Source organism: Kitasatospora acidiphila, from assembly GCF_006636205.1.
Lineage (GTDB): Bacteria > Actinomycetota > Actinomycetes > Streptomycetales > Streptomycetaceae > Kitasatospora > Kitasatospora acidiphila.
Window position 1 is genome coordinate 6,989,152 of the sequence record NZ_VIGB01000003.1, and the last position, 13,235, is coordinate 7,002,386.

The 13,235-nt window shown below is 72.1% G+C and carries 14 protein-coding genes; 7 read left to right on the top strand and 7 right to left on the bottom strand.

Features of this window, described 5'->3' with window-relative positions; all coding sequences use genetic code 11:
- Positions 1-15 precede the first annotated feature (15 nt).
- Positions 16-270, bottom strand: coding sequence for a hypothetical protein (locus tag E6W39_RS33090; RefSeq protein ID WP_141636623.1), 255 nt, complete (start codon positions 268-270; stop codon positions 16-18).
- A gap of 246 nt (positions 271-516) precedes the next feature.
- On the opposite strand from E6W39_RS33090, the gene E6W39_RS33095 reads away from it, so the two are divergent.
- From E6W39_RS33095 to E6W39_RS33110, 4 genes are all read left to right on the top strand, one after another.
- Positions 517-942 carry a helix-turn-helix domain-containing protein gene (locus tag E6W39_RS33095; protein ID WP_141636624.1) on the top strand — a complete coding sequence of 142 codons (426 nt, stop codon included), beginning with the start codon at positions 517-519 and terminating at the stop codon, positions 940-942.
- Positions 943-1,038: 96 nt separating this feature from the next.
- The gene (locus E6W39_RS33100; protein ID WP_228718464.1) at positions 1,039-1,524 is read left to right on the top strand and encodes a ParH-like protein; all 486 of its coding nucleotides are present in this window, start codon (positions 1,039-1,041) and stop codon (positions 1,522-1,524) included.
- Entirely contained in the window at positions 1,517-2,749 is a 1,233-nt protein-coding gene (locus E6W39_RS39935) for an MAB_1171c family putative transporter (RefSeq protein ID WP_181799556.1), read from the top strand. Before E6W39_RS33100 ends, E6W39_RS39935 begins: the two co-directional genes overlap by 8 nt.
- A gap of 414 nt (positions 2,750-3,163) precedes the next feature.
- Positions 3,164-3,427, top strand: coding sequence for a dsRBD fold-containing protein (locus E6W39_RS33110; RefSeq protein WP_101379512.1), 264 nt, complete (start codon positions 3,164-3,166; stop codon positions 3,425-3,427).
- A gap of 412 nt (positions 3,428-3,839) precedes the next feature.
- On the opposite strand, the gene E6W39_RS33115 is transcribed toward E6W39_RS33110, so the two are convergent.
- Positions 3,840-4,046, bottom strand: a complete 207-nt coding sequence (locus E6W39_RS33115) for a hypothetical protein (protein WP_141636625.1) — start codon at positions 4,044-4,046, stop codon at positions 3,840-3,842.
- A 203-nt stretch (positions 4,047-4,249) separates the two neighbouring features.
- Here E6W39_RS33115 and E6W39_RS33120 point away from each other — a divergent pair, with 203 nt between their 5' ends.
- The gene (locus E6W39_RS33120; protein WP_141636626.1) at positions 4,250-5,290 is read left to right on the top strand and encodes a DUF6879 family protein; all 1,041 of its coding nucleotides are present in this window, start codon (positions 4,250-4,252) and stop codon (positions 5,288-5,290) included.
- A 34-nt stretch (positions 5,291-5,324) separates the two neighbouring features.
- On the opposite strand, the gene E6W39_RS33125 is transcribed toward E6W39_RS33120, so the two are convergent.
- The 3 genes from E6W39_RS33125 to E6W39_RS33135 all read right to left on the bottom strand — a co-directional run bounded on the left by E6W39_RS33125 (position 5,325) and on the right by E6W39_RS33135 (position 8,388).
- Positions 5,325-5,942, bottom strand: coding sequence for a hypothetical protein (locus E6W39_RS33125; RefSeq protein ID WP_141636627.1), 618 nt, complete (start codon positions 5,940-5,942; stop codon positions 5,325-5,327).
- A gap of 24 nt (positions 5,943-5,966) precedes the next feature.
- Positions 5,967-6,380 (bottom strand): hypothetical protein, encoded by a 414-nt coding sequence (locus tag E6W39_RS33130; protein WP_141636628.1) that lies wholly within the window; start codon positions 6,378-6,380, stop codon positions 5,967-5,969.
- Between the two features lie 100 nt (positions 6,381-6,480).
- Positions 6,481-8,388 carry an alkaline phosphatase family protein gene (locus E6W39_RS33135; RefSeq protein WP_220140297.1) on the bottom strand — a complete coding sequence of 636 codons (1,908 nt, stop codon included), beginning with the start codon at positions 8,386-8,388 and terminating at the stop codon, positions 6,481-6,483.
- 236 nt (positions 8,389-8,624) lie between these two features.
- Between E6W39_RS33135 and E6W39_RS33140 the strand changes: the two genes are divergently transcribed.
- Both E6W39_RS33140 and E6W39_RS33145 read left to right on the top strand, forming a co-directional pair.
- Entirely contained in the window at positions 8,625-10,301 is a 1,677-nt protein-coding gene (locus E6W39_RS33140; protein ID WP_141636629.1) for a sodium:solute symporter family protein, read from the top strand.
- A 12-nt stretch (positions 10,302-10,313) separates the two neighbouring features.
- Positions 10,314-10,547 (top strand): hypothetical protein, encoded by a 234-nt coding sequence (locus tag E6W39_RS33145; RefSeq protein ID WP_141636630.1) that lies wholly within the window; start codon positions 10,314-10,316, stop codon positions 10,545-10,547.
- 87 nt (positions 10,548-10,634) lie between these two features.
- Here E6W39_RS33145 and E6W39_RS33150 read toward each other — a convergent pair whose 3' ends face one another.
- Positions 10,635-12,728, bottom strand: coding sequence for a hypothetical protein (locus E6W39_RS33150; protein ID WP_141636631.1), 2,094 nt, complete (start codon positions 12,726-12,728; stop codon positions 10,635-10,637).
- On the bottom strand, positions 12,725-13,120 hold the full coding sequence (locus tag E6W39_RS33155; protein WP_228718465.1) for a hypothetical protein: 396 nt from the start codon (positions 13,118-13,120) through the stop codon (positions 12,725-12,727). Before E6W39_RS33155 ends, E6W39_RS33150 begins: the two co-directional genes overlap by 4 nt.
- Positions 13,121-13,235: the final 115 nt, after the last annotated feature.

Below are 13,235 nucleotides of genomic sequence, written 5' to 3' on the forward strand. Positions count from 1 at the left end.
GAGCCGCCGGGACGGTCACCCGCCGGCACCCGGCAGCGGCAGCAGATGGCGGGAGCCCAGGTGCCCCACCCAATGCCGGTGGCACTCCGGGCAGGCGGCGCCGCCGCCCGTCGAGTACGGGGAGGCAGCCGGGATGCCGGCTTTGGAGAAGGCCTCCCAGTCAGCCCCGTCCTCGTCGCGGTAGTGCATGACGTCGTAGTCGGCGGCCCACTGGTGCCAGCAGTGTCCGCAGGTGAACTCGACGTGTTCCACAGCCAGTTCGGTGATCATGGCGGTGCTCCTAGGGCCCGGGGCGGCCGCGGTGCGGGCCAACGGTGCGGAACGTCCCGTACCGGTCATGAAACTCCCATCCCCGGTCCGAGGCAAGGCCTGGCCGGGCGCCCGGCGACGGCGTACAGTGCGGCGATCGCGCCCCGCGGCGCTGACAGCGAGTCACCTGCTGAACTAGGATGAACAGCATCGATCACTGCGTCCGCGCGTGCTGAAGTGGTGCGGGGGCGGCCCTGGAGGTGAGGGATGTCGGAGTCCGAGGCGCGGGGAACGACGCTGGCCGAGAAGATCGACGGCCTGTTCCGGGTGGTGCGTCGTCCCAACCGTGAGCAGTACAGCCACGAGGAGGTCGCCAAGGCCTGCCGGGAGGCCACCGGCGAGACCTTCTCCGCCACCTACCTGTGGCAGCTGCGCACCGGCCGGCGGGACAACCCGACCAAGCGCCACCTGGAGGCGCTGGCCCAGTTCTTCCAGGTCCCGGTGGCCTACTTCTTCGACGACGAGCAGGGCGCGGCCATCGCCCAGGAGCTGGAACTGCTCGGCGCGCTGCGCGACGCCGGGGTGCGCAGCGTGGCACTGCGTGCCGTCAACCTCTCGCCGGAGGGGGTGGGCACCATCAGCGACCTGATCGACGTGATCGCCCGTCGGGAGGGCTCGGGCGGCGGCAAGTAGCGCGACCGGGGCGGGGGAGGGACTGCGGTGCGGTTCGGGGTGGACTTGGTGCGCTTGCGGCAGCGCCGCCGGCTCTGGCGGCGATGTCAACAGCGGGTGGCAGACCTGGAGTTACCCGATCCCTTCGACGCGGTGGCGTTCGTCCGGCTGCTCGCCGTCCGGCGCGGCAGGCCGATCGAGCTGATCCCGGTCACCGCGCGCCCCACCCTGCCCTGCGGACTGCTGATCACCACCGACCGGGCCGACTGCATCGTCTACCTGGCCGACACCACCCCGCTGCACCAGCAGCACATCCTGCTGCACGAGGCCGCCCACCTGCTCTGCGGCCACCACGAGAACGCCGAGGCCCGACTCGGCGCCGCCCAGGCCCTGCTGCCCAGCCTCTCCGGCGCGCTGGTCACCCGGGTGCTCGGCCGCACCGTCTACGCCGAACCGCAGGAGCAGGAGGCCGAGCTGGTCGCCTCGCTGATCCTGCACCGGGTCCAGCGCCAGGACGCCTGGCCGCCGGTGACGCCGAGCCAACTCTCCTGGACCGACTCGGTGTTCGGCCTCTCCGACGCCCCGCCGCGGCGCCATGTCTGACCCCGGCCCGGCCGACCTGGCCGCCTACCTCTCCGCCGCGGTCTTCCTGCTGCTCGCCGGCCAGTGGATCGCGGCCGCCCGCACCCAGCCCGACGAGCAGGCCAAGCGCTACGCGATCGGCTTCGCCCTCTGCATGGGCGGCGGGCTGGTCGCGCGTGCCCCCGCCACCCTGACCGCCCTCGGCCGGCTCGGCGGTGGCCCGTATCCGGGGGCACTGGCCGGCGACCTCCTCAAGACCGCCGCCGGCGGCCTCCTGGTGCTGCTCGCGCTGGCACTGCGGGTCCGGGGCGAGCCGGAGAGCCGGCTGCGGACGCGCCGCCTGATCCGCCGGCACGGCGCCGCCGCCGTCACCGTGTCGGTGCTGCTCGTGCTGCTGCTCTACGCCGCCCATCCCGCCGTGCGCGGCGACAGCCTGGTGGTCCACGGCACCGGCCGCTGGCTGCTGGCCGGCTACGACGCGGTGTTCGGCGGCTACGCGGTGTGCTGCCTGGCCGTGCTGAGCACCGTGCTGGCCCGGCAGATCCGGCGCGCCGACGCCGGGCTGCTGCGCACCGGCCTGTGGCTGATGACGGGCGCAGCCGTGGTCGGCGTGGCCTGGAGCCTGTGGACCCTCGACGACCTGATCCCGGTGCTGCTGCGCGGCCGCCAGGACAACGGCGAGGACATCCCCTCCGACGTGCTGGGCGCGATCTGCGCCGTGTTCGCGGTGAGCGGCGCCACCGTCACCGTCTGGGGCGCCACCCGCTGGGGCGCCCGGATCACCGCACCGGCCCGCTGGCTCCGGGCCCGCCGCCGCTACCGGGCGCTGGAGCCGCTCTGGTCCGCCCTGCACACCGCCGTGCCCGGCATCGCCCTGGCGCCCCGACCGGGCCGGCGGCCGCCGCTGCGGACCGCCGAGTTCGCGCTCTACCGGCGGATCATCGAGATCCGGGACGGCCAGCTCGCGCTGCGCCCGTACCTGCAGCCGCAGCTGCCCGAGTGGCTGGCGGCCGTCGAGCCCGGCGGGGAGCCGGACGGCGCGGTGCTGGAGGCGGCGGCGCTGGCGGCCGCCCTGGAGGCCCGGCGGGCGGGCCGGCCGGGCGGCGAACCGGCGGGGCCGGGCTGGGTGCCGCAGCCGGTGCCCGGCACGGTGGCCGCCGAGGCGGCCTGGCTGCTCCAGGTCGCCGCGGCCTTCGCCGGCTCGCGGCTGGTGGCCGAGGTGCGGCAGCGGGCCCGGGCGGCCTGATGGATCGTCAGTAGGTGCCGTTGAGCGTGCCGGTCGGGGGAGCGGGCGACTCGGGGTCGTCCGGGAGGTCGGGCGGCTCGGGCAGCTCGGGGCGGGCGGGAGGTCGGGCTCCTGCGGGAGCTCCGGTGGCTCGGGCAGCTCGGTGGGATGCGGTAGATCCCTGAGGTGGGGAAGGTCGGTGAGGTGGGGCAGCCGCGGGATGTCCGGCGGCTCGCCGAGCTCCGGCAGCTCCGGCGGCTCGGGCAGCTCTGGTGGCTCGGGCAGGATCGGCATGCGGGGCCTCCGCTCGGCTCGGACGGTCCGTCACATCCTGCTGTCCGGGGCCCGCTTCGGCAAGGCCCGCCCGTGATCACCGGGACGCTTGCGGCGGCGGCCCGGCGGGTTCACGCTGGTGGATGAGGTAGGAGGCACACCATGCGCAACCAATGGGATGTCGAGCTCAGCTTCGAGGAAGACGGCGTGAACACGCACTGTGACGCCCGGCTGGTCGGAACCAGGGCGCCGTCCCTGCACGGCCACGGCGACGCGGTCCGCAGCGCCGAGGACCGGCCGCTGGCCAGGATCGGCGAGGAGGTGGCCGCCTGGCGCGCGTTGGACGACCTCTCGCACAAGCTGCGGGCGCAGGCGTCGGGCGAGATCCAGGACGAGGGCCACCGGCCCGGGTACCTGGTCTACTGATCGGGCCGTGCCCGGGCATGATGACTCGGGTGCTTCATGGCCTGAGTGGCTTCGTAGCTCGCTCGAGTGGCTTCACGGCTCGGGACGAATGACGCCGGCCGCCGAGGGCCGCCCACCGGACCGCGCCGGCGGACCCGAGGCAGCGGGGTGAAGGCTGCTCGGGCCCGGGCGGGTCGGGTGGTTCGGCCCCCGACGGCCAGGGTGTCCGGTCGGGCGGTCGGCTTGTCCCTCCCACATGGGACCCGGCCCCTGTACGGGGCCGGACCGGCCGTCCGACCGTGCTCTGGTGCGGGCTCCGTCAGCGCGCCGCCTGCTGCGGGGTGAGCCAGCTGTTCTCGTCCACGCGGCGGCGGTGCGGGATGGTCGCGGTGGTCATCGCGATCTCCTCCTGAGGGTCCGGACGGTCGGGGGGCTACTTGATGTTGGGCGGCGGGCAGTACCAGTCGCCCCAGCTGGTGTCCTTGATCACGATGGGGGTGGGGCACTGGACGCTGTCCGTGCCGCCGGCCCGGGTGGTGCCGCCGTGGTGGGTGGCGGCCTGGGCGGTGGCGGTGGCGCCGGTCAGCAGCGTGCCGACGAGCAGCAGCAGCGCCAACCCGCGGCGGGAGTTCGAGGCCATGGGCCAGCTCCTGATAGTTCGAGAACGTCACACGATCGCCCGCCGGACCGGTGCCTGCGGGGCGATGTCCGGACGGCGGGACCATTGACACCCCGTCCGGATATCGACTAGTCCACCCCGCCGAGTGGCCGGTGGTCCAGAGGTGATCAATGGCAATAGCGTGCATGGCAGGTTAAGACGGGGGTCGCATACAGGGGTGAATAGTGCAGAACGGGACAGACTTCGGTCAACTACCAGTGCTTGACGAGGTGTCACTGCGGCTCTTCGACCAGGTGCTGGCCAGCGGGGGGCTCGACCGGCAGGCGGCGGCCGGCACCGCGCCGGTCGCGGGCCTGAGCCGGGTACAGCTCGACCACGCCACCGAGGTGCTGCTCGCACTGCGGTTGCTCCGTCCCGCGCCCGGGCGGCCCGACCTGCTGATACCGACCAGCCCGGAGGCCGCGGCGGCCGAGGCGGTCGGCCCGCTGGAGGCGCGGATCGCGGCGGCCAGCACCCGGGCCCAGGCCACCCGCGACCAGTTGCAGGCGCTGATGCCGAAGTACCGGTCCGCGCTGCGCGAGCGCGGCCGGCAGGCGGGCGGCGACCGGCTGCCGGACCTGCCGACCGTCTCGGCGATGCTCGGCGAGGAGTCCGCCCGCTGCCAGAAGGAGGTCTTCACCATTCAGCCGGGCGGCGGCCGGCAGCCCGGCCGGCTCGCCGAGGCCGTCAACCGGGACCTGGCGATGCTGGACCGCGGCATCCGGATGCGCACCCTCTACCAGCACTCGGCACGCAGCAACCTGGCCACCCAGGGCTACGTCGAGACCCTCACCACCGCCGGCGCCGAGTACCGCACCGCCGCCGAGCTGCCCGACCGGGCGGTGGTCTTCGACCGGGCGGTGGCCTTCCTGCCGGCGCGCGCCGAGGGCGGCTCCGGGGACGGCGCCGTGCTGGTCCGCGACCCGGACATCGTCGCCTACCTCTGCCGGGTCTTCGACCAGCTCTGGGCCACCGCCACCCCGTTCACCGGCGGATCCGAGGCGGCCTACCGTGCGGTCGGCGACGATCTGCGGCGAGCCCTGCTCGGGATGCTCGCCGAGGGTGCCAAGGACGAGGTGATCGCCCGCCGACTCGGCATGTCGCTGCGGACCTGCCGCCGGCACATCGCCGACGCGATGCTGGCGCTCGGCGCGGAGAGCCGGTTCCAGGGCGGCGTGCTGGCCGAGCGCACCGGGCTCACCGGTCCGGAGGTGGCGGACGCCTAGCGCTCCCGCGCCGGAGGTGGCGGACGCCTAGGCCTCAGTGGCCGCCCTTGGGGCGCTGGCAGCCGGTGCCGTCCGCGTAGCCGGCGTAGGCGTCCACGGAGTCGCTGCGCGGGTTCAGCTGGCCGTCCAGGCAGATCGGCGCGTGGTCGATGGTGAAATACACGTCGTCCTGACCCATCGTGCTGAGCTGCACCGTCGCCGGGGCGTAGCCGAGCGCGCTCAGCCGGGCCCGCACCGAGGCGGGGGTGATGTCCGGCTGGGTGCGCAGCGGCTCCAGGGCGGCCCGGACCTTCGCCGCCTCGGCCAGGCCCTGGCAGCGCTCGGCGCCCTGCAGCGGGAGCTGGTCCTGGAAGCGGTGGTTGTCCGCGTAATTCGGCGGCGCGTCGCCCGGGCCGTCGGTGGGCGGCGGGGTGGGGGAGCCGCTGGGGTCCACCGGCCAGGTACTCGTCGGTATGGCCGAGGGGGTGGGCGACGGTGACTCGCCGGGGCAGAGCTGCTGCGGGGTGGGGCTCGGGGTGGGGCTCGGGGAGGTGGTCGGGGAGGTGGTCGCGGGCAGGGCCTGGCTCGGATCGCCGTCGGCCCGCTGGTGCCCGCAGGCGGTCAGGGCGAGCAGGGTGGTCAGCAGAGGCAGGACGAGCCGGGTTCGGATCATGTGAAGATCCTGCCTGACATGTGGTCAGCTGCGACTGGTGGGATGGGTGTTCGAGGTGGTGTCCACGAAGAGCGCACCCAGCGCGGCCACCGCCGCGATCAGCGCGGGCATCGCGCCGCTGTGTGCGGGGTAGAGCAGCATCTCCACGCCCGCCACGACCCCGGCGACCAGTGCGGCGCCCGCCATCAGCACCCAGAGCCAGGGGTGGGTCGGCGTCTGCGGATTGGTCACCAGCCCCAACAGCCCCGAAACCAGCACGGGCAGCACCAAGTTGACGTTGGTCAGCTGGGCGCGGGTGTCCAGCGAGAGCAGCACCAGGAAGACCATCAGCAGGAGGTAGGCCCCGACCAGCAGTGACGGGGCCACCCGGGTCACCACGGTGGGCCACGCCGGGGCGCCGCCGGTCGGGGCGCCGCTGCCCCGGGTCGGACTGCTCATGCGCCCACCTCGCAGGGCTCGGCGAACGCTTCGCAGTACGCGCGCCTCTTGATGATGACCCCTCCCCCAGCCTCCGGCCGGGGGGACCCCCACCGCTCGGTCATGTGCCGCCCGCCCCTCCCTGGCGGGCGGTGCGCACACCACGCTCGGCCAGCCGGCCGCGCACCTCGACCAGGTACCGCGCAGCCTCGCCGACCGTGGTGATCGCCCCGATCCGATGCCGCACCTGCTCGTGCTGGTCCGGGTGCAGCCGGGCGTGCAGGATCGCCGCGGTCTCCACGAAGCCCCGCATCGTGGCGGTCAACGGCCGCTCGGCGACGGCGGGATCGGCCACCGCGGCCAGCCGGTCGTCGTCCATCCGGCTGTCGTCCATCTGGGGGCTCGAGTCGGCCGGGTCCGGCAGGGTGCGCGGGGCCGGGCGGGGCGCGCGGGCGGACAGCAGGTGGGTGAAGTGGTTGGCGTGCCGGTCCCGCTGGGTCAGCGGCTCCAGCCCGAACAACTGCTCCACGGTGGCCAGCAGCGAGCCGTGGTCGTACTGGGTGTGGTCGACCAGGTTGCAGTTCTGGCCCGGCACCCCCGGCGAGCGCAGATCGGGCACCCAGGGCGAGACCACCACCGCCGGCACCCGCACGCCCTGCCGGTCGAACCGGAAGCCGTGCGCGTTGTTCTCCGGGTCGATGACGTCACCGGGCGGCACCGCGGTCGGTGGCGGCACGTGGTCGTAGAAGCCGCCGTGCTCGTCATAGGTGATCACCAGCACGCTGGACTCCCAGTGCGGGGACTGCCGGATCGCCTCGTAGACCTGCTTGATCAGCGCCTCGCCGCGGGTCACGTCGTCCAGTGGGTGCTGGCTGCTGCCGCCCTGGAAGTCGGCGCCATGGGTGAGCACATGGCCGTAGGAGGGCTCGATGAAGGTGTAGGCGGCGTCATAGCGGCGGCGGCTCAGATGGCCGGCCAGGTCGGCGACGTGGTGGTAGCGGGTGAGCAGGACGGGCAGGTCCATCCCGGCCAGCGCCGAGACCTGCGGCAGCGCGTCGCCGGAGTACACCCGCCAGGGCAGGCCCTTGGCGTCCAGGGCCTCGTAGATGGTGCCGTGCTCGAAGTGGTAGCCGGCCAGCTTGGAGCCGATCGTCTCCAGCGGGTCCGGGCTGCGGTCCAGGCCCGCCGAGCTGGCCGCGTGCAGGAAGAACCGGTTGGGCCAGGTGGGGCCGGGCAGCGCGGAGAACCAGCGGTCGCAGAGCGCGAACTCCCGGGCCAGCATGGCGAGTACGGGCACCTGCCGGTCCGTGAAGCACGCCATCACGGCCCCCAGGTCGGCGGAACTGTGCTTGACGGCAGCCTCGTTGGCGTAGTTCTGGACGAAGCCGCTGAGGTCGATCGGCGGGTACTCGCCGCTGTACGTGCAGCGGTCGTCGTGCGGGCTGCCGCTGATCGGCGTACCGGCCAGCTGGAGTTGGACGTCGCAGAACTCGTGCGGCGGGTCGACCGGCAGTACGAACGGCGCGCCGAGCCTGATCCGGTAGTCCGTACCCGCGTGGCTGTTGCGCTGCTCGCCCGGGCCGTCCACGGTGGTGGCCGCACCGGTCACCGGGTCGATGCCGATGCCCGGGCGCAGCTCGCCGTCCGGGCTGACGGCCCCGGTGGCGGCGCCGAGCATGTGGTCGAACGAGCGGTTCTCCAGGACCAGGACGAAGACGTGCTGGATCCGCTCCGAGACGGTGCCTTGGAGCCGGCCGGGCAGCAGCCAGGAGGCGCCGGTCAGCGCCCAGTAGAGCAGCCAGCCGGCGAGACCGCAGGCCGCCTCCGCCAGGCGGCAGCCGAGCTCCCCGAGCCCCGCCGGGACCACCCGCAGGCCGGGCCCGGCCCGGCGCCAGTCGGCCAGCCGGTGCCGGGCGGCGACGCACCAGCCGACGCCGCCCTCGACCAGCCGGGCCCGCCACCGGTCCCGCCTGCGCAGCAGGGCGACCCGGGCGGATCCGCAGCACCGGCCGCGCTCGTTCTCCGCCACGCCCGCCCTCTTTCGCTCTTCGGATTCTGACGCCCTGTCAGCCCAGCAGCTTGAGACGAGCCGCGGCAACGGACCACGCCGGTGGCCGGGCGGCGGTGCGTCCGTTCGGCGGCTCGACCGGGCGGCCGGTGCCCCGTTCGGCGGTGCGGCGAGCGCGCCTGGCGAGCGGCGGGGCCGGTGGACGCCTACCGTGGGCCGCCACTGCCCACAGGGCCTGCCACTCCACCGGGGGTGCCATGACGCCACTCGCCGCCACCCAGCTGCGCCTTGACGCCCAGCCCGTCGACTACGCCCTGCTTGCCCTCTACTTCGCGCTGGTGCTGGGCATCGGCACCATGGCCCGCCGCTCGGTCTCCGCCAGCCTGGACTTCTTCCTGGCCGGCCGGGCGCTGCCCGCCTGGGTCACCGGCCTGGCCTTCATCTCGGCCAACCTGGGCGCCGTCGAGATCTTCGGCATGACCGCCAACGGCGCCCAGTTCGGCATCCCGACCGTGCACTACTACTGGATCGGCGCCATCCCGGCCATGGTCTTCCTCGGCCTGGTGATGATGCCCTTCTACTACGGCTCCAAGGTGCGCAGCGTGCCCGAGTTCCTGCTGCGCCGGTTCGGCCGATTCGCCCACCTGGTCAACGGATTGAGCTTCGCCCTCGCCCAGGTGCTGATCGCCGGCGTGAACCTGTACGCCCTGGCCACCGTGGTCAACCTGCTGCTGGGCTGGCCGCTCTGGGTGTCGGTGCTGGCGGCGGCGGCGATCGTGCTGGCCTACACCACGCTGGGCGGGCTCTCGGCGGCCGTCTACAACGAGGTGCTGCAGTTCTTCGTGATCGTGGCGATGCTGGTGCCGATCACCCTGGTCGGGCTGCACAGGGTCGGCGGCTGGGACGGGCTCACGCACCGGATCCGCGCCGTGAACGCCGACGCGGAGCTCCAGCTGCACTCCTGGCCGGGCACCAATCTGACCGGGATCGAGAACGCCACCCTCTCGGTGCTGGGCATCGTCTTCGGCCTCGGCTTCGTGCTCTCGTTCGGCTACTGGACCACCAACTTCGCCGAGGTGCAAAGGGCGTTGGCCGCCCAGGACATGTCGGCGGCGCGGCGCACCCCGCTGATCGGGGCCTACCCCAAGGCGCTGATCGTGCTGGTGATCGTGATCCCGGGCATGCTCGCCGCCGTGCTGTCACCGGAGTTGGCGGCGTACAAGGCGAGCGGAGGCACGTTGAACAACGGGGTCACCTACAACAACGCGATCGAGCTGCTGATCCGCGACCTGCTGCCGAGCGGGATGCTGGGGGTGGCGATCACCGGGCTGCTGGCGGCGTTCATGGCGGGCATGGCGGCCAACGTCAGCTCGTTCAACACCGTTTTCACATACGACATTTGGCAGTCCTACGTGGTGCGGGACCGCCCCGACCAGTACTACCTGCGAGTGGGGCGGCTTGCGACCGTTGCGGGCTGTGCGATCGCGGTCGGCACCGCCTTCATCGCCAGTGACTACAACAACATCATGGACTACCTCCAGACGCTCTTTTCGTTCTTCAACGCGCCGTTGTTCGCCACATTCGTTTTGGGCATGTTCTGGCGCCGCACCAGCCCGGTGGCGGGCGGGGTGGGGCTGTTGGTGGGTACGGCGTCGGCGGTGACCATCGACCAGCTGAACCGGCACCACGTGCTGCACATGTCCGGGCAGGGTCCGAGCTTCGTGGCGGCGAGCGCGGCGTTCGTGATGGACATCGCGGTGAGCGTGCCGCTCTCGCTGGCGACTCAGCCCAAGCCGGACAGTGAACTGGGCGGGCTGGTCTGGGCGTTGACGCCTCGGGTGCGGAGCAAGCCCGATGCCTGGTACCGCTCGCCGGGGCTGCTGGCGGGCGGGGTGCTGGCGCTGGCCACGGCACTGAGCATCGTCTTCTGGTGAGGGAGGCTTGGGATGTTCTTCGATCTGCGCCTGATCATCGCGTTCCTGTTCGCCTGCTACGGCGCCGTGTTGACGGCTCTGGGCGCTGCGGGCACCACGGAGGCCGACCGGGCGAAGACGGGCGGCTGGAACGTCAACCTGTGGGTGGGCCTGGCGATGCTGGGGTTCGCGGCGGTGATGGGCCTCTGGGCGGCCCTGCGCCCGATCCAGCCGCCCGATGGAGAGGGCGATGGCGAGGCGGAGTAGCGGAGGCAGCCGCAGTTCGGCCGCCACGCTGGTCACGGCCCTCCAGGAGTGGCCGTGACCAGCACGATCGACTCCCCTTCCAAGGCGTCAGTTCAAGCCGCAGACGCTGTTCACCGCCTGGAGGTCCTCAATGCCGGCTCCAAGCTGGGTAGTGGCGACCTGGGCTGCGACGACGTCCGGGTGTACCCCGTCGGTGCTGAAGTCGCTCACGCTGGAGTTCCATCCGATAAGGGTGCCGTTTCCGGCACTCTGCTGGGCATCAGCCAAGCTGTTCAGCGCGTCGGCCCGGTTCTGCAGCGCGGACTTCACCTTCGGATCGGTCGCTTCAGCGGCGGCGCCGCTCAGGCCGGTTGCCCGCTGGTGGTAGTAGGGGACGAGGTCCATCGGTGTCCGTGCATCCGTCTTGTTCTTGGGATCAACGACGCCAATTGCGCTGTTGCAGCCGGCGGGTTTGCCGGAACCGCCGTCGCCGCTGGTTGCTGCCACGGTGATGCCGGCCGCGCCGCCGGCCACGACGATGGCGGTTGCGACTGCCAGGGCGGGTTTGGCTTGGGCCAGTTTGAGCGCGTGGCGGCCGAAGCGCGCGATGCGTTGGGTGAGGTGGCCAGTGGAGGCCGGCGTGTGGCCGGTTGCGGCGGCCACGATGTTCTGGCCGGGGCCGGACGCCAGGATCGCCAGGGCGGCGGCCGCAGTGATGGCGTCGCCGTCCAGCAGTCTGCGGGTCTGTTCTCCGGTGTGGAGGTAGAACTCGACATCGGCCTGGGCTCCCGCCCGAGTAGCTGCGAGTTGGCCCAGTGTGTAGAGCTTGAGGGCTGCCTGCCGATGGCCGGTCTGGAGGGCCAGTGGTGCACTCGCGCGAACGAACCGGGACGCGGTGGCCCACTGTTGGGCGTCGTTGAGCCGGTCTGTGATGGCCAGCAACAGGTGTGGATCGGGCGGCGACAGGAGCGGCTGGGGGCCGCCCGAGGCAGCCTGGGTGGTCGATCCTGGGCGGGAGAGCGCTTCCAGGATGCCGCCTGCGGCCGTCGTGGGCGAGGCCGGGCCCCAGCCTTGGGACCGTACGGCTTCGGCGGCATCCGCGGTGATCTGGTAGCAATCACCCTGGGAGGTGACCAGGCGCCGGTCGTACAGTTCCCGATCGACCCCGCTGGTCTGCAGGTTGCCGGTGACGGGGGCGAACCAGTGCGGTGACAGGGGTGTGCCGAAGGTCTCGAGTGCGACCAGGACCTGCCGGGCGGGTTCGCTCAGTGCCACGGCGAGGATCTCGGCCTGCTCCGCTGGGCTGACGGTTGCAGGATCGGTCGGACCGGGCTGCTCGAAGGGCTCCTCGCTGGTTCTGGCGCGCCAGCCGTCGGAGCTTCGAATGAACGCGGCGTACTGGAGAAGGCGTTGCGGTAGGCCCTCGGCCATGGCGTAGGCCTGGTCGAACTGAAGGTTGCGCAAGCCGATCGGGCCGAGTCGTAAGCCGAGTTCAGCGCTGAGGAGTTCGGCTGCGGCTGCGCGGGTCAGCGGTTGGACGAGATGAGCTGCCTCGCGGTCAGGCAGGGTCTCGTACTGGGAGGTGATGAGGAAGGTGCACTTGGGGAACGTCTCCAGGAGCCGGGAGAGGCTCTCGGTGCTGAGTGTGCAGTCGATCAGTGTGATGTGCGCCGACAGCTCACGGACAGCGGCACGTAGCTCAGCTTCATCGACCTGGCGGAGGAAGAGCTGGCCGTAGAGCAGTCTGGCCAGACGGTCGTACAGGTCGGCAAGGGTCTCCTGCTGCCCGGTCTGCGGCACCAGCACGGTACCCCGGATGCCGCGTTGCGCCAGGCGCCCGTTCACGGCCAGAGCGATCGCCTGCTTGCCAGTGCTCGGGCGGCCGTACAGCTGGACGCTGTGCTGGACGGTCAGTTGGTCGACCACTTGCGTCACGAGCTCGTCCCGGCCGAACAGTTCGGCCCGGGCCGGTGGGGTCAGCTCCGGGAGCCGGCGCACCGGCAGCTCCAGCACGCTGGGTGTGGCGACGAACCCGCCTTCCACGTAGATGACGTTCGTCGTGTAGTGCCCGATGCTGACGATGCCCCGTTGGTCGCCCTGGACCACGACCGAGCTGGCGGCACCGTCGTTTTCGCTCGGCGAACCATGCCGCCCTGACTGGTGCTCAGGGACTGGGACCGGGTTCATCGGGTCGGTGCTCATCGGCGCTGCACATTCACTGCTTGGTCACCAGTGGAGATGATGCCGGAGTTCGTTCCGCCTACCGCGACACTCCGATCACCGGCCGCGTGCACGGTGGCACCCGGGGGCAGCAACTCGGCCAACTCGGCGGCGAATTGCTGGTCACCGACGAGTACCTGCCTGATCTGGAAACGCAGTGCGGCGAGCGCGTCGGGATCACCGCCGGCCTCCGCAAGGTCGGACACCGCATTGCGCACCGGCACCGGCTCAGGGCGCCGCCGCAGGATGCGGTCGAGCAGGCGCTGGCCCAACCGGATGGTCTCATCGGCCGCTGCGTCCTCGGCCCTGGTCAACACACCGGTACCGTAGGCCCCGACCGCCGCTGAGATGGCTGGCACGATCTGGCCGAGCAAGGCGTCAATCTCAGGCACTACTGCTCCCTCTGATAGAAGCTGTCCCGAGACTGAGCGTAGCGCGGCGCACACGTGCGCGGCAGGGCAAATGACACGAACGCGGCAACATGGTAGT

What these genes read in the sequence shown, in the direction of transcription:
- E6W39_RS33115 (WP_141636625.1), bottom strand. Translation starts at nt 4,046, where the DNA reads ATGGCCTCGAACTCCCGCCGCGGGTTGGCGCTGCTGCTGCTCGTCGGC.
- E6W39_RS33125 (WP_141636627.1), bottom strand. Translation starts at nt 5,942, where the DNA reads ATGATCCGAACCCGGCTCGTCCTGCCTCTGCTGACCACCCTGCTCGCC.
- E6W39_RS39935 (WP_181799556.1), top strand. Translation starts at nt 1,517, where the DNA reads ATGTCTGACCCCGGCCCGGCCGACCTGGCCGCCTACCTCTCCGCCGCG.
- E6W39_RS33130 (WP_141636628.1), bottom strand. Translation starts at nt 6,380, where the DNA reads ATGAGCAGTCCGACCCGGGGCAGCGGCGCCCCGACCGGCGGCGCCCCG.
- E6W39_RS33140 (WP_141636629.1), top strand. Translation starts at nt 8,625, where the DNA reads ATGACGCCACTCGCCGCCACCCAGCTGCGCCTTGACGCCCAGCCCGTC.
- E6W39_RS33110 (WP_101379512.1), top strand. Translation starts at nt 3,164, where the DNA reads ATGCGCAACCAATGGGATGTCGAGCTCAGCTTCGAGGAAGACGGCGTG.
- E6W39_RS33145 (WP_141636630.1), top strand. Translation starts at nt 10,314, where the DNA reads ATGTTCTTCGATCTGCGCCTGATCATCGCGTTCCTGTTCGCCTGCTAC.
- E6W39_RS33150 (WP_141636631.1), bottom strand. Translation starts at nt 12,728, where the DNA reads ATGAGCACCGACCCGATGAACCCGGTCCCAGTCCCTGAGCACCAGTCA.
- E6W39_RS33090 (WP_141636623.1), bottom strand. Translation starts at nt 270, where the DNA reads ATGATCACCGAACTGGCTGTGGAACACGTCGAGTTCACCTGCGGACAC.
- E6W39_RS33095 (WP_141636624.1), top strand. Translation starts at nt 517, where the DNA reads ATGTCGGAGTCCGAGGCGCGGGGAACGACGCTGGCCGAGAAGATCGAC.